The following is a 17923-nucleotide window of genomic DNA, read 5'->3' as shown; positions in this document are numbered from 1 at the left end:
CCTAAAGAGGTAAAATCGGTCGGTGTACGTAACAAGTGGCAAGCACACTTTAATGCGTACCGGCTCTGGAACAAGATGCGCTTCCAGCGTCGATCGATTACCTTTGATGCAGCATCTGAGTCAGAGTTACTGGTACTGCGTGACCGGATTGCGGTAGCGGATTATCGCAATCGTATTCACCGCAGCGGGGATGTGCTGCAGCAGGAAGGCCTGATCCTGACCTTAAGTCATGATGTGGAGTTTATTACAGGCAAAAGCTATGTGATTTATCTACAGATGAGTGATGGGAGCGTGGATCTGATTCCGGTGACTGCTGGTGTCACATCCAACAAAGTCGTGTTAGGGCGCTTGCCAAATGGGCCGCTTAAGCTAAATCCAGAGGATTACATCAATACTACCTATATCGTGGTGAGCGATGATAGCAAAGGCTCGTTGCCTTATCTGGTGGCCAAGAAGGATCCTGTGGGTAAGACAGCCAATAAAATCACCGCCATCAACTACGATGATCGCTATTACCTGAATGATAAGGACTATACCGATACACCGATTGATGATAGCCCGATCTATATCCGTTATGACCAGCTCGATATCAATCTGGCGCGGTTGTACCAGATGCAGCGCGGAGAGTTGCCAGTAACTGGAGAAATTAACTTTGTGGTAGAGCCTGGCGTACTGGTGTGCAGCTCAAGTGCTTATCGTCCATTAACTGAGCTCATTTACAGGCACTGGATGGATCAACCCTCAGTTAAATATGTTGTGAAAGGATTGCCTGAAATTCCTGCTATTGATACTGGTGAGTTTCCTCCTGATCTGGTGGTGAACCTTACCATTAAAGGTGCGGCCGTGGGACGTGGTGGCGAAGGTGGTATTGCTCATGCCGCCTATTACGGTGAGAGTGAATACGAGACTGCTTTTACTAAAACACGGCGTGATGGTGGTATCGGTGCACCAGGCTTATTGGTTCGTCACGCTAAAGTGAACCTGATCATCGATGGAGGCATTGTTGCACGTGGTGGCTCAGGCGGAGGCGCGACTCCAAATGGTTTAAGTACCAAGTATAACTATGCCCTGCAGGGTGCTTGTGGTGGTGGTGGTGCACCATTTGGTATGGCCCTCAGCTTTGTACCAACGTCCAGTGAAGTACCACGATTCAGGGGGTATTTTAATAATAACTATGAGACCGATAAGGTATCTGATGCCCAGAGAGATATTCCGGGTAAAGGTTACCAAAGGAATAATAGCAGTGAAGTTTCGCCGCTATCCGGGAATGGTGGCGGTTGGGGCCAGTGTGGTACCAAGTCATTAAATAAAGGTGAATGGAACTGGAAATATCACGGAACACTTGAGGGTCAACCTGGACCAGGTGGGCCAGCCATTATTGGTGTCCCATTACAGACCTTACAAGTAATCAATGGAGGTCAAATTTTACAAACGCTTTAACAGGCTTAAATCTTTTATAAGCACCCAAACGGGTGCTTTTTTATTGTCTATTGGAGACAGGAAATGCAAGAACAAGCAGCAAGCGCGGTTGAAGCTGCTACAAACACAATCGCAGCAACAGCATCCAAGGTTTCATATACATCAGCGGGGTTATCAGTGGCAGCGTATGCAGCAAGCATTGATTGGGCAGTATGGGCCTCAGTCTTTATCGGTGTAATTACTTTTTTCACGACACTGTATTTTAAACGGCGAGATGATAAGCGTGCCCAGGAGATCCATGAATTGCGTAAGAAGCAATATGAGCAGAATAAAGAACGTTTAAAGGGGGATTGTGATGACAAGTGAACAGACTCGGGCTTATCTAGCTTTTGCATTGGTCGGGCTGATGTTTGTCCTGGTGATTGCACTTTTTTTCGTGGATATGCCACGGGAAAACAGCAACCTGATCAACACAGCTTTAGGTTTTATTGCTGGAGCAATGACTACAGCCTGTGGTTTCTATTTTGGTAGTTCAGAGCAGGAGAAGAAAAAAGATAGCCCTAATTAATCACATTTTTGATATAAGTATTTCTCATACAAAGAAATGAAAAATCAATTATTTAGTATCAAGTCTTGTTGGGGCAAATGGTATAATAGTTTTCCACACAGGAGCTATTCATGCCCATCATCACCCTGCAAGACCTTGATTCAGGAGAGATGATTAAAATTAGACAAGTTGTCGATCCTAAAGTTGGATTGGACATAAACTGTCAAGTTAGAATTATCCCAGTCTATAAATGGTTATATCTGGAAAACGGGGACCTACTACCAGATAAGCTGCAAGACAAGTTGAAGAAACCTATAGTTAACCAAGTAATAGATGAGCGCTATCTCATCTATAGGATAGACAATCAACCCTAAACCGCCGCAAGGCGGTTTTTCCATTTTGAATAACTAAAAAGTAAAAGGAAATTTTTGTGACATAAGTTTATGTTGTGTTAATAACTTTACATTTTTAACCAAAGTTTGACGAATGGTTGCGTAAGGTTACATTGTAAATCTGATAATTAAAAAAATAGAAAGTTATGGATAAATGAGATGAGTAATTATTTAGCTTTTGCGGAAAATATTTATGAGCAGTGTTTAACCAAGAATTATTTTAATCAGGATCCACGAAAGTATCTGAATAAGCTTTTAGGCGAGATACAACATGAGCTTAAGGAAACTGAGATCAAATTAACATACAACTATTTTGATGAAGACTTCGCTGACAGAAAATTTTTACCTACGGGATTTGACCTAATTCCAAATTATGAAAATAAGACAGAATATCTTTTATGGTTAGCAAGCTTCATTGAAAAAAATTCAACAGGGGGAAAAAGATCTATACCTGCGATCAAGAATGATATTCCTTGTGATCAAACTTTTTCTAATACTTTTAGTAAAATAGCATTGCAAAAAATTGCGAGTGGTCGCTCTAAATATTCGAATATTAGAATTTAAAAAGTAAGACATTCATCAGTATGAATATTCACTAAAGTTAACAGTCAACAGTTCTGAAATAAAACGCAGAACTTCAATTTTTCTACATCCGACCTTTATAGGTCGGTTTTTTTATGTCTAAAGGAAAGTGAAATGAATAGAAAACCATTCTTTGATGAAGCACGTAAATTGGCTGGCGGTAAACTCACACAGGCTCAGGTGGATGACTTAAACAAAGTTGTTGATGGTCTTAGTCCTTCAAAGGGAAAGACGACAAGCCAAGTTGGCATCAATCTGATTACCAGTTTTGAAGATTTGAAACTTGATGCTTATGATGATGGTGTGGGCGTCTGGACGATCGGCTATGGTACCACGGTGTATCCAAATGGCATTAAAGTAAAGCAAGGTAATAAGTGCACATTAGCCCAAGCTAAGGAATATTTTGCGCATGACTTAAATCGCTTTGAGAAAGCGGTGAATCAAAGCGTAAAAGTATCCATCAATCAGAATCAGTTTGATGCGTTGGTTAGTCTAACTTACAACATTGGTGAGCAAGCATTTAAGGATTCAACTTTGTTGGCCAAACTGAACAAGGGTGACTATATCGGTGCAGCTGACCAGTTCCCATGTTGGAATAAGGGCGGCGGGCAGGTAATGAAGGGTTTGGTCCGTCGACGTGCTGCAGAGCGGGAGCTCTTCTTAAAAAAGTAATTTATCGCTGCAAGCGTTCATCAGTATCCATTGCACTGAGCCTTGCGGTATTGATAGTTTTGCCAGGATGTACGGCGCATACGATCAACAATAATATTCAAGTTGGGATATGCGTTCGAGCACTTTGATTTCATTGTTTGATTGGCATTATCTTCCAAATAAATTTTTTTGTACCAAGATCTGCAACAGATATCTAGGCGAACGGTCGATAAATTAAGTTATTGATAAATATTTATACCATGAAAAATGTCAATTTTTAGGGATTGGCATTTTGTTATAAAAAATCAATTATCAGTATAAACCTATTGTATGTATATGCGGATATGCGTATGTTTAAATAATAATACTAAGTTGAGCTAAAAAATGGATCAAACTGATTTCTTCAAATGTCTTTCAGATCAAACTCGTTTGGATATCTTGAGGTTGGTTCTTGCTAAAAACAGTATTTGTGTCTGTGAACTCACAGAACAACTTGAACTGAGTCAACCCAAAATTTCTCGACACTTGGCGCTATTAAGAAACCTTTCCATATTGCTAGACGAAAGAAAAGGGCAGTGGGTGTATTACAGCTTAAATCCGGATCTGCCTGAATGGGCAAAGTCTGTCTTAAGTGTTATTTCTAATCAGGATGGCGAGAGAACTAACAATATAAAAGTTGATTCGCCTCTTTTAATTCAATGTGAGTAAACACAATGAAATTTTTATTTCTATGTACAGGCAACAGCTGCCGTAGCATCCTGTCAGAAGTTCTTTTTAACAGTCGTGCACCTGAAGGGTGGAAAGCATACAGTGCAGGAAGTAAGCCATCAGGACAAGTACATCCATTGACCATAGAAACTTTAGAAAATCTTGGTCTTTCAACAGATGGTTTATGGAGCAAAACCATAGATGACTGTGAACAATATCAACCTGACGTGGTGATTACTGTTTGCGATTCAGCAGCTCAGGAAGCGTGTCCCCTTTATTTGGGCGGAGTGATCAAAGCACATTGGGGCTTGGTTGATCCTTCACATTTAGATTTACTGAAAGAAGAAAAATTAAAAGCATTCCAAGTTACTGTTGATCATATCAACCACCGCTTAGATGCTCTTTTCGCACTGGACACAGCAAATATGACACGCCCTGAATTGATTTCTGCAATCAATGACATCTCAGATATTGAATGAGAACATCATGGCTCAGCAAAGATTGTCCTTTTTAGATCGTAACCTCACACTATGGATTTTTATCGCCATGGCATTGGGGATTGCGATAGGTGTGTTTTTTCCACAAGCCTCCGTCGCTTTGGATAAAATGAGTGTTGATTCTGTCAATATTCCTATAGCGATTGGTTTGATTCTGATGATGTATCCACCGTTAGCTAAAGTGGATTATGCAGCGCTACCACAAGTGTTTAAAGATAAAAAAACTTTAACTTTGTCACTGGTACAAAACTGGGTGATTGCACCAGTACTGATGTTTGCATTAGCCATTATTTTTTTGCATAGCTATCCAGAGTACATGACAGGCTTGATCTTGATCGGTTTAGCTCGCTGTATTGCGATGGTTTTGGTGTGGAATGGTTTAGCCTGTGGTGATAACCAATATGTAGCTGCATTGGTAGCCTTCAATAGTATTTTCCAGATTCTGTTTTTTAGTACCTATGCTTGGTTATTTCTGACTTTCTTACCGCCGTATTTTGGTGTTGCAGGGCAAGTGATCAATGTCGATTTCTGGACCATTACCCATGCGGTATTAGTGTATTTGGGAATTCCATTTTTCTTTGGCTTTATTACACGATTCATTCTAGTGAAAGCTAAAGGTCTTGATTGGTATCAAAATGTCTTCTTACCTAAGATCAGTCCACTGAGTTTGTTAGCTTTATTGTTCACGATTGTGGCGATGTTTAGCTTGAAAGGTAACGATGTTGTGAGTTTACCGATGGATGTTTTGCGTATTGCCATTCCATTGACGATTTACTTTATCGTGATGTTCTTCATTAGCTTCTTTATGAGCAAATGGATGGGGAATGACTATCCTAAAACAATAGCAATTTCGTTTACGGCTGCTGGGAATAACTTTGAGTTGGCATTGGCTGTCGCGATTGCAACTTTTGGTTTAGCTTCACCAGTCGCTTTTACCACAGTAATTGGGCCATTGGTTGAAGTACCTGTGCTAATTGCTTTAGTCAGTGTGTCTTTGTGGCTAAGAAAAAAGTTTTTTAAAGAAGAGGTGTAATTTCTATGACTCTCCCGAATGTAGATATGAATCTTTTGGATCAACCTACTTTAGAAAAAGTACAAGCTAAACAACTTGATCATCCACCGCATATTTTGCTGCTGTATGGTTCTAACCGCGAACGCTCATACAGCCGATTGGCGGTGATGGAAGCAGGGCGTATCTTGGAGCAGTTTGGTGCTGAAGTAAAAATTTTTCATCCGAAAGGTTTGCCCTTACCTGAAGATGCGGACACTGAGCATCCAAAGGTGAAAGAGTTGCATGATTTACTCGCTTGGGCAGAAGGTATGGTGTGGTGCTCACCTGAACGTCATGGCTCAATGAGTTCGATTTTTAAATCACAAATTGACTGGATACCATTAGCAGGTGGTGCAATTCGCGCAACACAAGGAAAAACTTTGGCATTGATACAGGTTAGTGGCGGTTCGCAGTCATTTAACAGCTTAAACCAAATGCGTATTTTAGGCCGTTGGATGCGCATGATCACTATTCCTAACCAATCATCTATTCCAAAAGCTTTTTTAGAGTTTGAAGAAGATGGAAGAATGAAACCTTCATCCTTCTATGATCGAATTGTCGATGTAATGGAAGAACTATATAAATTCACCTTGCTCACTCGTGGACAAAGTCAGTACCTCACAGATCGTTATTCAGAGAGAAAGGAATCTGCTGAACAGCTTTCACAAAGGGTGAATCAGCGCGCGCTATAAGTTGATAACTTCAAATTAATTATTTAAACGCTCTTTTCAATCTTGAAGAGCGTTTTAATTTTAATTATTGATAATTAACAATTCATCCCATTTAAATGGGTTTTTGCTCAGTTTATTTCTACACATAGACCAATTTCTATTGGGGACAAAACAGGGTCCAATAGCAATTTTTTTCTTACCGAACCTTTGATGTACACACTCTAATGCGACCATTAATCGCTCTTTATTTTCTATCTCATCAAAGTCAGTTAATAGGTCATATGTATGGCCACTCTTTGGCTCAAGACATGTTAACAACACGCCACACTTCTTATATTTGATCCCTTCTTTGAAGATATGACTGAGCATCAATGTGGCTGCTTTCGCTAAATCTGGCGCAAAGTCTGTAGGTTCTGGAAACGTATAACTTACTGACTTATTGTAAAACGGTACATTCGGATCAAATGGATTGGATTGCACAAATGCAATGATGGTCCCGCAAAGTAATTCCTCACTTCTCAACCGGGTACATGCATCTTGAGCATACATAGAAATGGCTTCTTTTAAGTCTGTAAGCTCAGTTACTCGATTACCAAAGGAGCGACTGGCAACAATCTGTTTCTTGCTCGGCGGGGTATGCTCAACCTCAATGCATGAAATACCTTGTAGTTCAGCAACGGTTCTGGCCATGACAATAGAAAATCGCTTTTGCATCTCACGCGGGTCTGAGCTTGCCAGGTCAAGAACAGTGTTAACACCCATTGTTTGGAGCTTCTTCGATATTTTACGTCCGACACCCCAAACTTCAGAAACATCTATTTGTGCAAGGTAATCCTCTTTATTGCACAGATCCATATTCACCAAATCACATACGCCGTCAAAGCCAGAGTTTTTCTTTGCTATGTGATTTGCGATTTTTGCTTCTGTCTTTGATCTTCCTATACCAACGCACACGGGGAGTCCAATCCATTTCATGATCCGTTGACGCATATCTTGGCCATAGTCGGTTAAATCATAATTTTTATAATAAGCTGTTAGATCTAAAAAGCACTCATCAATAGAATAGATCTCTTGCTCGGCCTCTGTGACATATTGGCCAAGAATCTTGTGAAAGCGCCGAGACATCTCGGCATAGAGAGCATAGTTACTGGAAAGTACCTGAACATTATGTTTCTGAACGATATCTTTGATCTGAAATAGGGGAACCCCCATTTTAATACCAAGTGCTTTGGCTTCATTTGATCTGGCAACAGCACAACCATCATTATTGCTCAGTACAATAACCGGCTTATTACGTAAGCTTGGATTAAACATACGTTCGCAGCTGACGTAGCAATTATTCACATCAACGAGTGCAAATACTTTATTTTCGGATTTCATGACTTTCTTGTATTCTTCAATACAAAAGTAACGACACCCCAGATTTCTAATTGTTGACCATCGTTTAAATATATATTGCTGTATTCTGGATTTTCAGCTTTTAGCCAGATACCAGTTTCATCCATCATCAATCGTTTGACTGTGAAATCATTATCAACCAATGCGACAATGATATCTCTATGCTTGGCTTCAAGACTGCGGTCTACAATGAGCTCATCATCAATATCAATACCAGCGTTTATCATTGATAGTGATGCTACTTTGACAATGAAAGTGGCGCACTCATTTTGGATCAAGTGCTCATTCATATCTATTTTTTTATCGATGTAGTCTTGTGCTGGTGATGGAAAACCCGCTGATACCTTTTCGATCGCAACAGAAATTTGCATTCTAATAGAGGGCTCAATAAGCGAAATAGATCCTATATCAGAGAAGTACTCACGCCTAAAATGGTTCTTGATTTCGATGATTTGGGATGAAGAGCTCATAGATACCTCTTGAATTTGTTACGTAATCAAGATGATAGACTATGGCCTACAAAGTTAACAAATTTTAAATTTTCTGCTTAAACAAAGGGAAGTCATAACTTGTCGCTTAAAAATGTGCATTTGGTCGGAATTTATGCATTTCATTTTTAGGTGCAGCGGTGTATTCATCGGGTGGCAGATCTACTAAAAAGTTACGTGCTTGATCATGACTGCAGGTAAGCCAATCTTTGCGACAACCCTTTGGAATCACAACAATAGACCTCTTTTCGTCTTCAGGTGCATGGAATTGCTTCATGAATGGATGCATATCAGCATTGATTGTTAGCATGCTCATTGATACCACTGGTTCGCCGTTAACAACGGCATATTCATAAATCCCTGCAACGGTAAATGGCATATCATCCTGACGATATATCCCATACCAATGTGATTTGCCATCGATGTACTTTGGCTCGAAAATCGTTTCTACTGGTATTAAGCAAAATTGATTCTTTGCCCATGCGTGCCGGAAACTTGGCTTAGTGGCCACAGTCTCGGAACGGGCATTATAAGTATTTTTAACTTTTTTAATATCATCTGCCCAGTTGGGTACCAAGCCAAAACGGGCAGATCTCCATTCAATCCCGTACTCGGTCGAAATAAGAATAGGCCCGCCGTAGCCTGGATATAGATCCGCTTTGTAATCGAAAGTAGGTTCAAGCAGGTTAAGTAGTTGGGCTCGACTTCTGGCTATTGGTTCATAGTTTGCACACATAATAATTCTCCCTTTTAATCACTATGAACCTATAAGTTGTTTTATTTATCTATAGATTTGTTTAAAGAAGGTTCTACTGAAATATTTGCTTCTTGTAAAATCCAGTCTTCAATACGCTGGTGGTGAACTCTCAAAAGATCAACCGGGCGGTCTTTGTAGTGTTTTTCCTGAGTAGCACTTGGTTTATGACCCATAATTTGAGCAACCACACCTTGTGGTATATCTAGCCATTCTGTCAAATTACTAAAAGATCTTCGAAGATCATGTATCGATAAATGGGGTAGACCGTACTCGTCTAGTTTTTCATGGTACTTTTTCCGAACGTCAGTAATATATCCACATTTTGACTTAGTTGACCAAAAAACGTATTTAGAATCAGGATTCTGGGGTAAAGATTTAAGCAGTTTTTCAACATATGAGGTCATAGGAATAGAACGATAGTCCTGATCATCTTTATCCCAGATCATGATCACTTTCCATTTGAAGTCTAAATGTTCCTTTTCAATTGATCTTAATGAATCAGAACGTGGGCCAGTGAGAATAGTAATTTGTAGAAATGTTCGATGCATAATGTTTGGAACTTCTGATACTGCTAAAAACCAATTCGATAATTGATCTTTTAATAAAGCACGCTTACGTGCCTTCAGGACGGGAACAGCTTTACGAACACGTTTTGTCTGATGCACATTTTTACCAATGATTTGGGAATAAACGTCGTGTTCTGAACACCAATTAATACAGGCTCTTGCTAAACGAAAGGCTAAAGCTGTTTGTCCAGGTCTCGTGATTGACTCATTCTTTTGCCATTTAACTAGATAATCTGCTGAAAACTGTGAAAGAGGGGTATTAACCAAAGCATGTAAGGCTCCATCAATGGTTAATCCTTCACCACGCTTTTTCTTCTCACCACCTTTCTTAATTAGTTTAATGTGGTCATCAAAATGCCTATCGCTCCAACGGCTTTTGTTTTCTTCAACATATTCCTTAAAAACATGACCAAAAGTGATTTTTTTTAGAGACTCAAGTTTAGAAAAATCAGTATTTTTAACTTCTTCTTCAGCTTTATTACGACGTGGGTCAATACCTTGATCACATAATTGTTTTAAGCGCCTAGATTCAATTCGAGCTTCATCAAGAGACCATACGTTTACATCCCCAATAGTAATACGTACAATTTTGTTAGGGATTCTTCCTTGGAAGATATAAGACCGATTATCATTATTTGTCACTCTAAGAGCCAGACCGTGGGTATCAAGATCCCAGTAGAAGATTTGGTTTTTACCATCTATTGGTTTTTCTAATTTGAGAACTCTACTGGTAGTGAGCTTAACTTTCATATTGATTACATCGCCTTGGTGTAAGCGCTATGTAATCAAATTACATCAATGTTAGTCAACACAGATAAATACAAATGTTGTATATTTGACTGAAAATAAAGAAAATATATAAATTTAAAGCATATTAATGAATGCTAATAAATACGTAAAACTCAGGACTCATAATCCGTTGGTCCACAGTTCAAGTCTGTGTGGGCCCACCATATATATCAAGCACTTACATGTATTTATTGTAAGTGCTTTTTTAATGTCTAAAAATTAATGGTCGCAATAGAAATAAAACAACAGGGCAAGACCTGTAGTATCTTCTTGAATTATCTTAAGACTATATAAGTCACATCATAATTATGCTCAGGCGGATATATTATCCTTTGTCATATTTCATTATTTTTGATATCTTATAGTTTTTATTTTTATAGATTATTAAAGTGAAGAATGTCTTAGCTTTCACCATGATGTTATGTTTATTCGGGTGTGAAAGTTTGGAAGATTATAAGAGTAAAGACTCTAATATAATGACGGAGTTTGATTCTTATATTATTGAGAATGATAATCAAAAAAGTGTCAGGGATTTGAGTAAAAGCTCTTCTTATATTCGAAAATCTGAAATTAATTTAAATAAAGAAAAACTGATCCAAAAGTGCAAAAAACTTGTGCTTGCCAATGTGATAAAGAAAAAAAGCGTGAGTTTTAACGATAATTTGCGTGGGAATTATTATATAAATCAAAAAAGTGGAGACGTATATCTTTATCTGGAGTTCTGCGCTGAAAATGAGCTGGGGAATGCACAAGAATTTAAAGGTAAATGTATATTTTCAATAGATGGTCAGACTCAAGTGAGTATTTTTGAGTAGAATCGAGCTTGAAGACTTGTATATGGTTTAGCATTGATCGCAGAGTAAAATATTGTGAGAAATAGATCAGAGCAGTCCAGCTATGCTTTCAGCTTAAAGGACTAAACTAAGTAAGTGAATGCCATATTGTAAAAGAGGGTGGCTACAAAAATTGTTTAGATCAGTTGTACTCAAACCGCTGAGCTCTATGCTTGCTTGGGATTTGTTAAAATTTCCGCCATTTTTGCTTTCTATCTTCAATCTACCCAAGTAAGAACGTGGAGAGCAGATGTCTGCTGGTTATGCCCGCAACCCAATCAAACTATTGAACAGCTCGTTTTTTATACTGATAAAAATGCAATAAATAAATTTTAGCTATTAAATACTAACAATTAAATCTAAAAAGTTTTTTGACTATTAAAAAGATGTGAATCTATTGTTAATGTTAACTGAATCACATCTTAATGATGAATATATTAACTAGTAGTAGTTTGCAATAATAATAGCGTTCTTATGATCTGGAAGTTGCTCGAAGCTAATCTCAGTCATGGTGTTTTTTTGAGGTGAAGTATTTAAATCGTTTAATGAAATAGTTTGGGATTCAATTTTTTGCCGTAACATGTTCAATTGTTCGCATTCATTGATTTGCAGTTGCTGAGAACAGGTATCTTCTACAATACTTCCATTCAACTGGATTGTGCTTGCAGCATAACCAACCGAAGCCAATGCCATTAATGATAAAAGTAGGGCAGATTTATAAATATAGTTATACATATTTATTGCCTTTTATAAATGTATTAAGTATTAATTAACATGGAATTTATTATCGGGGCAATATTTAAATAAATTTTTAATTAAATATTTATTTAAAGTGTGATCTATTTAAGGTTTTATTTTTAAATTGATAATTAATATAATAAATTGATTTTGTCAATTCTGTCACATATTTTTATTATAATGCGGATTTGAAAAATTAGAGTAATTTGCTTAGTTTTAGGTATTTATAGAAAGGGATTTGATTACTTAAACATGAAACTGTTACAGGGATAGAGGCAGTTAAATGATGCGTTGCTGTTGCATAGAGTATAAAAAAGCCTCTTTGGGGAGAAGAGGCCTAGTAAAAAGTTTAATCGTATTGGATGGTTACGGTTGCCATGGCACGGACTTTACCCGCTGTAACATTGGCTGCGGTTTGATAGTAGCGAGCAGTGAGAGGAACATTATATTGAACGGTTTGGTTCGATTTTACAGTTCCTAGTTCTAACTTATTGCCTAGTCCAATCACCTGATTTTTATTTTGATAATTTGATACAAGCTGCACACCGACACCATTTGCTTTTGTCGCATTCGGTTCAAGGTTTTTTAAAACCTGAGTGTTATTACCATCTTGTTGATAATCAAAGGTTAAACTAATCAGGTTCTTCTCTTCATAAGCTGTTTGATTTTCACCACCATTACACAAAATGTTGAGTTCAAAAGCCTGATCGCCTTGTGTAGAACCTATCCCTTTAAAGCCTGACTTCATCACAGTTGGTAGTTGTACCGCTTTATTAATATTACCTCTCCACTCACAGGATGAAGATGCGATCGTAATGGCATTACCGTAAACAGTACTGGTCAAGAAAGGGCGATCATTTCGGTTTCCAGCATAATAGGTACTATATACCCCTGGGACTAATGTTCCTGAGCCGGTATTTTCTGCTGTTTTTACAATTTCAACAACGAAATAGCCTTCAGCAAGACTAATACGTGTACTTGGTACTGGACGAGTATAAGGATAATAGCCTGAGAAGTTTGTTGCGTTAAAAGCTTCTCGATAAAGACGAATTCCAATTCCAGGGATATTGGTGGAATAGATATTGTCACCCAATGGACTCAATGCATAATTTTGGAGTAAACGTGCGACCATCATATCGCGACTATTACAAGTATATGTAGTTCTAGAGTCTGGACGAATTTCAAAAAGTGATTTAACCAAGATCTTCCCGACTGGATCACTTGGACGTACTACAACACGACCAACCTGCATAGACACGTCAATAGTCCGGAAGTATGTACTGGTTGAACAAGCAGCCTGAGCTGCGGTATTCACACCAAAGCCAGCAGCCATTAAGGCAGTACTTACAAGTAATTTTTTCATTTGCATACGGCCTCAGACATGATCATGCTTTGCTGATCTTTAGAAATTTGTGCGCTAACATCATAACTGAAGTGGCACTGTTCATTGGCTTCTTCGCCCCATTTTACATACAAATCACCTTTTGGCTCTTGAGTACGTAAATACACCATGCTGCCTTGGGCAACAATACCAACAGATTCATCTTTAGCATTAAAAACTTGCGATGCAAACGGTAAGCTTTCACCTGTTGCTGTTTTAGTATTGATGTAGATGGCATAGCCTTTCTTGGTGGAGAAATCAACTTTTGCAATCGCACCCGCAAATGGGGCAATACGCTGGCTGGTTTCTTCCAATTCAACATTGGTTGACATTTCTTGCGGATCAAGTGTGATGTCATTCAAACGGTAAGGCGTGACATAAGGAATCACGGCATAACCAGCCTTATTTACGCTGAGTCCAACGGTATTGTTGACTTTGGCACCTGCAGCATCTGGTGCATAGACCAGCACCATGGTTTGCCCTTGTTCTGGACCAAACAGGATACCTTTTTCATGTGCAACGATACTACCACTCACACTGAGCATCGCTTGTTGATAAGCATCAGCAATGCTATATGAGCCACCTACGGTCGCAAAGTTCGTGCGATAACGGCTATTCACGTTAAAGCTCGGGTTTTGTCTATCTTGATGAGATACAGAAGCACCGTAGTTAAAACGATCACCGACCATTCCACTCATACCCACAGTACGGCTGTTTTCAGATGCGGTCGCATTGACGTTGACAGAGCTCTTTCTGAAATTAATCGGGAAAGAAAGGGTCATCAAATATTCAGTATCACGGGTTTGATTTCTTGAACCGTATTCAATCTCACGATTGGTCGCAGAAAGACCATAGGTCAAACCATGATAATTATTGCTGTAACCGATTTGATATTGGCGACTGGTCTCATTACGGTTCCAGTAATCATTCCACGAGCCGACCATATAAACATTACCCCAGCCCTCAGGCAGGCCTTGGTTCAGGGTAATCTGGAATTCACTGCGTTGTTTACCTACCGCAAAGGTATTTACACCTTTATCTTCAAGGTCACGAATGAGCAGGGCATCACGTAATTTATAATAGTTTTCCGTCGAATAACGATAGGCTGCCAAGGTTAAGTTGGTATTGGTCGGTGAGATCAGTTTGCTATAGCTGAGACGGAAACTTTGTCCGGATTGTGAACCTTGCTTGTCAAAGTCAGTATTGGACTGGGTCACGTCAAAAGAGACCGCACCAATAGGTGTTGCTACCGCGGCACCTAATAGTAAGGCACTGTAGTCTTCAGCCAGTTGAAAGCCGGTATAGCCGGTCAAGTAGTTGTTAATACCACGTTGGTATTTACCTTGCGTCAGCCACGGCGTTAAATCAATATCACGGTCGCGGAACTCACCAGCAGTGATCGAGTAGCGGCTGAGTCCGGGGCGCAGCATTTGCACAACAGACGCATAAGGAACCGCTAGCTTTTGTATTTCACCATTCGATTCAATAATCGAAACTTCAAGTTCACCACCAAAACCTGTCGGGTAGAGATCATTGATTTCAAAGCTACCTGGTGCAACCGTGGTCTGGTAAATCAACTGACCCTGTTGACGAACTTCTACTTTCGCGTTGGTTTTGGCATTACCACGAATACGGGGCGCATAGCCGAGCATACTATTCGGCAGCATGCGGTCATCGCTCGAAAAATCTAGTCCGCGATAACCGAATGAGTCAAATAACTCACCATTGGTAAAGCTATCACCTAAGGTTAAAACCCCACGATATTGAGGAAAGGCACGTTGTAAATAAGTGCTGGTAGACTCGTAGTTTGATTTCTTTGTATTGCTTGAATCCAGTTCACTTTGAGCGCCATCTTGCCATTGCCACTGACCATTATGGCGAAGTTGCCATCCTGCAATGTTTGCACCTGCCGTGATTGCCATGAAGGCATTGGTAGTCTCTTTATTATCATTTAAACGGTTAAAGGTTTTGTAAGCACTACCGCTATACGATAAAAATCCAGCATTAACACCACGATCCCAGATACTTGGGTCTACATAGCCCTGGGCATTTTTTTGTAATGCAATTTGTGGAATCGAAATGTCGATACGCAGGCGTGAGGTATCGAAATCGTAATAGGCATTTTCAATCCATTCTTCGATTTTATAGCATGCATTTGGCGCATTCGATTCAGTACGGTTGACCAGAACTTCTTGCTTTACGCCATATTCAAGTAAAGAACCTGAAGTAAAACAGGTAAAGGCATTCTGGTTTTGTTCCGTTGAACGAAACATCATTCTTCTTTTACCGAACCAGTTGCCATTGATGTAGACATCAACGTTATATTCGCCCGGTAAAACAGGGTTGCCGTATTTAAAGCGGGAAATATCGACTTTTTGTGCATCACCGATTAAAAAAACAGAGTCGAATTCCGCTTCCATGGGTGCTGCTTGTTCTGTTGTCTGTTCTACTGCATAAACAGCCATAGGCAGCGTTACGGTGATTACCCCTGAAGTCAGGTAATAACAGATACGACGCTTCAAGAATTTAGCTGTTGCATTTTTCTTTGACATAATCGGTTCGCCTATTCAATGATAGGTACAAAATCATTTATGGATTGGGAATAAATTTGTTTGTTATTGAAGCTTGATCTGGTGTTCGATACGACCGCCGTAATCATTAATGCTGACATAGCTCATCTTTTCAGTATTTCCCGTTTTTAACTGGACTTTGTCTTCTGAAAAAGGTGAGAGCATTAAACCTTTGGGTAATAGATCCACCGGCTTTCCAGCATTTTGCTGGTAGATCGCCGTCATGGTGACGTGAAACGGTGTTGGATTTTTTACAATCAGGCTTTGTCCGCTTTTAGTCCATTGCAATTTTTCACCTGCAAGATTGGCATCAGTTTTAATACTTGCCGGGCGATAGAAAAATTTAATGCGTGAACGAATCGCAAGCTGTAAAAAATTATCAGGAACAGCATCTTTGCTATTCGCTGTTGGTCGTGGGGGAATATCCAGAACATTCAGCCAAAAAACGGTTTCTTGTTTTTGATTTAACTGAGCTGCATTAGGTAATGCGGTAATACGAAGGGATTGACTCTTCGTTGGATCGACACGCGAAATCGGTGGGGTAATCATAAATGGAACTTTTGACTGGTCCGGTGTACTTTTAGCGTCACCTTCATCAATCCATGCCTGAACAAGCGATGGTTTAGCGCCATTGTTACTCACTTGCAAAGTTACTTCACGCGCATCAGACGGGTAAATCACACGAGTGCCGTGCAAGATAATTTCTGCATGGGTGTGAGTTGCGATGACTGCCGATGATAGTGTGAAACCAAGCAAAAAATTGTAACCGTTCAGTGCCATTTAAATTTACTCTATGATTGCGTGAAATTTACAATTGCGAATTCCTAGAAGCCTAGAAATCCGCAAAGTCTATCAATAAATTATTGATAAATAATTGTATATTGAACTGAAGTGTTTACTTCACCAGCAGTTGAAGCGCCAGTTGCATAGTATTCAGCATAGTAGTTAAGGTCAGCAGTACCACCTTCTACCACGTCAACCCATTGTGAGTTCGTTTGAGCACCATTGCTGCCTGCAGCAAGTACTTGAATAATCTGGTTGTTGCTGCCTAATAACTGAACATCAACGTTTTTAGCACCAGCAGCGTTTTGGTTTAATAAACGGCCAGAAGTAAAGTCTACAGTTGCACCTGGTTCAAAGTAAGTTGCAACTTTACCTGCTGAACATTTATCTAGGTTGATTTGGAATGGGGTACGACCAGCAACATCACCTGATTTTGCAAGTGTTTGTTTAGATACGGTTGGAAGGGTTACGGTAAAGTCTTTACCTGCTGGAGTTACGATGTCACAAGTTTTGTCAGTGACTAGACCATTAATTGTAATCGTTCCATCAGCAGCTTGAGCGTTAGCAATACCTACAACTGAAAGAGTAGCGATCAAAGCAAGTTTTTTCATAATAATTTCTCGAATACATCAGCTAAAAGTTTGAATTAAAATTACTTTTCAGTTGAATTTTTGCGCTGAACAAGTAATGGGCAAAATATATCAATTAATTAAAAAAATGCAAATTTCGTCACATATTGTGTTTTTTTTTAATTAGAAATTCCGATTTAAAATAAGTTTTTGATATAGATTATTTTTTTATATTTCATTTGTTTTTAAACTGATAATTTTAGTTGGTTTTTTTAATATTTTTAAAGATTGATTGATTTTTCCTTTAGAAAAAAGGAACATATTGTTTATTTTTTATACATAATTAAAGGCTCCGACAGAGAATTTTTGCCGAGAAAAATGTAAAACAAATACCTTTCTGTGGTTTTTAATTAACAATTTTAAAGAAAAATGACAATCCATTAACAAAATATGCGCGCTGGTTTTAAGAATTTTTTAAGGTTCAATCTTTAGTTTTTTAGTCATGATTAGATGAAAAAAACGTCAAGAGGAGC

At 39.0% G+C, this 17923-nt stretch carries 20 protein-coding genes; 11 read left to right on the top strand and 9 right to left on the bottom strand.

Annotation, left to right across the window (positions count from 1 at the left end; genetic code table 11):
- The 10 genes from ACINWC323_RS20145 to arsH all read left to right on the top strand — a co-directional run.
- The coding region (locus tag ACINWC323_RS20145) for a host specificity factor TipJ family phage tail protein (protein WP_032881417.1) at positions 1 to 1440 on the top strand (1440 nt) is incomplete at its 5' end.
- Positions 1441 to 1503: 63 nt separating this feature from the next.
- Positions 1504 to 1785 (top strand): phage holin, encoded by a 282-nt coding sequence (locus ACINWC323_RS09790; protein WP_009511727.1) that lies wholly within the window; start codon positions 1504 to 1506, stop codon positions 1783 to 1785.
- Complete coding sequence (locus ACINWC323_RS09795; protein ID WP_005231292.1) at positions 1775 to 1987, top strand: hypothetical protein; 213 nt, start codon at positions 1775 to 1777, stop codon at positions 1985 to 1987. The genes ACINWC323_RS09790 and ACINWC323_RS09795 overlap by 11 nt, the downstream gene beginning before the upstream one ends.
- Before the next feature lie 110 nt (positions 1988 to 2097).
- On the top strand, positions 2098 to 2340 hold the full coding sequence (locus ACINWC323_RS0119000; protein WP_032881406.1) for a hypothetical protein: 243 nt from the start codon (positions 2098 to 2100) through the stop codon (positions 2338 to 2340).
- A 177-nt stretch (positions 2341 to 2517) separates the two neighbouring features.
- Entirely contained in the window at positions 2518 to 2922 is a 405-nt protein-coding gene (locus ACINWC323_RS09800; protein ID WP_009511689.1) for a hypothetical protein, read from the top strand.
- A gap of 132 nt (positions 2923 to 3054) precedes the next feature.
- Positions 3055 to 3612 (top strand): lysozyme, encoded by a 558-nt coding sequence (locus tag ACINWC323_RS09805; RefSeq protein WP_009511651.1) that lies wholly within the window; start codon positions 3055 to 3057, stop codon positions 3610 to 3612.
- Between the two features lie 363 nt (positions 3613 to 3975).
- Positions 3976 to 4299, top strand: a complete 324-nt coding sequence (locus tag ACINWC323_RS0118995) for an ArsR/SmtB family transcription factor (RefSeq protein WP_032881404.1) — start codon at positions 3976 to 3978, stop codon at positions 4297 to 4299.
- A 5-nt stretch (positions 4300 to 4304) separates the two neighbouring features.
- Positions 4305 to 4778, top strand: coding sequence for an arsenate reductase ArsC (locus ACINWC323_RS09810; protein ID WP_009511638.1), 474 nt, complete (start codon positions 4305 to 4307; stop codon positions 4776 to 4778).
- 7 nt (positions 4779 to 4785) lie between these two features.
- Positions 4786 to 5829 (top strand): ACR3 family arsenite efflux transporter, encoded by a 1044-nt coding sequence (gene arsB, locus ACINWC323_RS09815; RefSeq protein WP_009511728.1) that lies wholly within the window; start codon positions 4786 to 4788, stop codon positions 5827 to 5829.
- A gap of 5 nt (positions 5830 to 5834) precedes the next feature.
- On the top strand, positions 5835 to 6539 hold the full coding sequence (gene arsH, locus ACINWC323_RS09820) for an arsenical resistance protein ArsH (RefSeq protein ID WP_009511712.1): 705 nt from the start codon (positions 5835 to 5837) through the stop codon (positions 6537 to 6539).
- 60 nt (positions 6540 to 6599) lie between these two features.
- On the opposite strand, the gene ACINWC323_RS09825 is transcribed toward arsH, so the two are convergent.
- The 4 genes from ACINWC323_RS09825 to ACINWC323_RS09835 form a co-directional block, all read right to left on the bottom strand.
- A complete protein-coding gene (locus ACINWC323_RS09825; RefSeq protein WP_009511580.1) occupies positions 6600 to 7898 on the bottom strand; it encodes a DNA polymerase V subunit UmuC in 1299 nt (432 codons plus the stop codon).
- Positions 7895 to 8386 carry a LexA family protein gene (locus ACINWC323_RS0118990; RefSeq protein ID WP_032881403.1) on the bottom strand — a complete coding sequence of 164 codons (492 nt, stop codon included), beginning with the start codon at positions 8384 to 8386 and terminating at the stop codon, positions 7895 to 7897. Before ACINWC323_RS0118990 ends, ACINWC323_RS09825 begins: the two co-directional genes overlap by 4 nt.
- 106 nt (positions 8387 to 8492) lie before the next feature.
- Positions 8493 to 9140, bottom strand: coding sequence for an SOS response-associated peptidase (locus ACINWC323_RS09830; RefSeq protein ID WP_009511714.1), 648 nt, complete (start codon positions 9138 to 9140; stop codon positions 8493 to 8495).
- Between the two features lie 41 nt (positions 9141 to 9181).
- A complete protein-coding gene (locus ACINWC323_RS09835) occupies positions 9182 to 10477 on the bottom strand; it encodes a tyrosine-type recombinase/integrase (RefSeq protein ID WP_009511591.1) in 1296 nt (431 codons plus the stop codon).
- Between the two features lie 452 nt (positions 10478 to 10929).
- Between ACINWC323_RS09835 and ACINWC323_RS09840 the strand changes: the two genes are divergently transcribed.
- The gene (locus ACINWC323_RS09840; RefSeq protein WP_032881415.1) at positions 10930 to 11331 is read left to right on the top strand and encodes a hypothetical protein; all 402 of its coding nucleotides are present in this window, start codon (positions 10930 to 10932) and stop codon (positions 11329 to 11331) included.
- A 459-nt stretch (positions 11332 to 11790) separates the two neighbouring features.
- Here the strand turns inward: ACINWC323_RS09840 and ACINWC323_RS09845 are convergent, their stop codons facing one another.
- The 5 genes from ACINWC323_RS09845 to ACINWC323_RS09865 form a co-directional block, all read right to left on the bottom strand.
- Positions 11791 to 12084 (bottom strand): hypothetical protein, encoded by a 294-nt coding sequence (locus tag ACINWC323_RS09845; protein WP_009511632.1) that lies wholly within the window; start codon positions 12082 to 12084, stop codon positions 11791 to 11793.
- A 352-nt stretch (positions 12085 to 12436) separates the two neighbouring features.
- Positions 12437 to 13450: a fimbrial protein gene (locus ACINWC323_RS09850; RefSeq protein ID WP_032881413.1), complete on the bottom strand. Its 1014-nt coding sequence runs from the start codon at positions 13448 to 13450 to the stop codon at positions 12437 to 12439.
- The gene (locus tag ACINWC323_RS09855) at positions 13447 to 16020 is read right to left on the bottom strand and encodes a fimbria/pilus outer membrane usher protein (protein WP_009511756.1); all 2574 of its coding nucleotides are present in this window, start codon (positions 16018 to 16020) and stop codon (positions 13447 to 13449) included. The genes ACINWC323_RS09850 and ACINWC323_RS09855 overlap by 4 nt, the downstream gene beginning before the upstream one ends.
- Positions 16021 to 16083: 63 nt before the next feature.
- Positions 16084 to 16818 carry a fimbrial biogenesis chaperone gene (locus ACINWC323_RS09860; protein WP_009511713.1) on the bottom strand — a complete coding sequence of 245 codons (735 nt, stop codon included), beginning with the start codon at positions 16816 to 16818 and terminating at the stop codon, positions 16084 to 16086.
- Positions 16819 to 16898: 80 nt separating this feature from the next.
- The gene (locus ACINWC323_RS09865; protein ID WP_009511730.1) at positions 16899 to 17432 is read right to left on the bottom strand and encodes a fimbrial protein; all 534 of its coding nucleotides are present in this window, start codon (positions 17430 to 17432) and stop codon (positions 16899 to 16901) included.
- Positions 17433 to 17923 lie beyond the last annotated feature (491 nt).

The organism is Acinetobacter sp. WC-323 (assembly GCF_000314615.1).
Classification (GTDB): Bacteria; Pseudomonadota; Gammaproteobacteria; order Pseudomonadales; family Moraxellaceae; genus Acinetobacter; species Acinetobacter courvalinii.
Note: the sequence above shows the minus strand (reverse complement) of the source record. Positions and strands in the feature narration are given on the sequence as shown.

Excerpts from the sequence above, each read along its gene's own strand:
- ACINWC323_RS09855 (WP_009511756.1), bottom strand. The coding sequence starts at position 16,020 with ATGTCAAAGAAAAATGCAACAGCTAAATTCTTGAAGCGTCGTATCTGT.
- ACINWC323_RS09830 (WP_009511714.1), bottom strand. The coding sequence starts at position 9,140 with ATGTGTGCAAACTATGAACCAATAGCCAGAAGTCGAGCCCAACTACTT.
- arsB (WP_009511728.1), top strand. The coding sequence starts at position 4,786 with ATGGCTCAGCAAAGATTGTCCTTTTTAGATCGTAACCTCACACTATGG.
- arsH (WP_009511712.1), top strand. The coding sequence starts at position 5,835 with ATGACTCTCCCGAATGTAGATATGAATCTTTTGGATCAACCTACTTTA.
- ACINWC323_RS09795 (WP_005231292.1), top strand. The coding sequence starts at position 1,775 with ATGACAAGTGAACAGACTCGGGCTTATCTAGCTTTTGCATTGGTCGGG.
- ACINWC323_RS0118990 (WP_032881403.1), bottom strand. The coding sequence starts at position 8,386 with ATGAGCTCTTCATCCCAAATCATCGAAATCAAGAACCATTTTAGGCGT.
- ACINWC323_RS09840 (WP_032881415.1), top strand. The coding sequence starts at position 10,930 with ATGATGTTATGTTTATTCGGGTGTGAAAGTTTGGAAGATTATAAGAGT.
- ACINWC323_RS09865 (WP_009511730.1), bottom strand. The coding sequence starts at position 17,432 with ATGAAAAAACTTGCTTTGATCGCTACTCTTTCAGTTGTAGGTATTGCT.
- ACINWC323_RS09800 (WP_009511689.1), top strand. The coding sequence starts at position 2,518 with ATGAGTAATTATTTAGCTTTTGCGGAAAATATTTATGAGCAGTGTTTA.
- ACINWC323_RS09790 (WP_009511727.1), top strand. The coding sequence starts at position 1,504 with ATGCAAGAACAAGCAGCAAGCGCGGTTGAAGCTGCTACAAACACAATC.
- ACINWC323_RS09860 (WP_009511713.1), bottom strand. The coding sequence starts at position 16,818 with ATGGCACTGAACGGTTACAATTTTTTGCTTGGTTTCACACTATCATCG.
- ACINWC323_RS09850 (WP_032881413.1), bottom strand. The coding sequence starts at position 13,450 with ATGAAAAAATTACTTGTAAGTACTGCCTTAATGGCTGCTGGCTTTGGT.
- ACINWC323_RS09845 (WP_009511632.1), bottom strand. The coding sequence starts at position 12,084 with ATGTATAACTATATTTATAAATCTGCCCTACTTTTATCATTAATGGCA.
- ACINWC323_RS09835 (WP_009511591.1), bottom strand. The coding sequence starts at position 10,477 with ATGAAAGTTAAGCTCACTACCAGTAGAGTTCTCAAATTAGAAAAACCA.
- ACINWC323_RS09805 (WP_009511651.1), top strand. The coding sequence starts at position 3,055 with ATGAATAGAAAACCATTCTTTGATGAAGCACGTAAATTGGCTGGCGGT.
- ACINWC323_RS09810 (WP_009511638.1), top strand. The coding sequence starts at position 4,305 with ATGAAATTTTTATTTCTATGTACAGGCAACAGCTGCCGTAGCATCCTG.
- ACINWC323_RS09825 (WP_009511580.1), bottom strand. The coding sequence starts at position 7,898 with ATGAAATCCGAAAATAAAGTATTTGCACTCGTTGATGTGAATAATTGC.
- ACINWC323_RS0119000 (WP_032881406.1), top strand. The coding sequence starts at position 2,098 with ATGCCCATCATCACCCTGCAAGACCTTGATTCAGGAGAGATGATTAAA.
- ACINWC323_RS0118995 (WP_032881404.1), top strand. The coding sequence starts at position 3,976 with ATGGATCAAACTGATTTCTTCAAATGTCTTTCAGATCAAACTCGTTTG.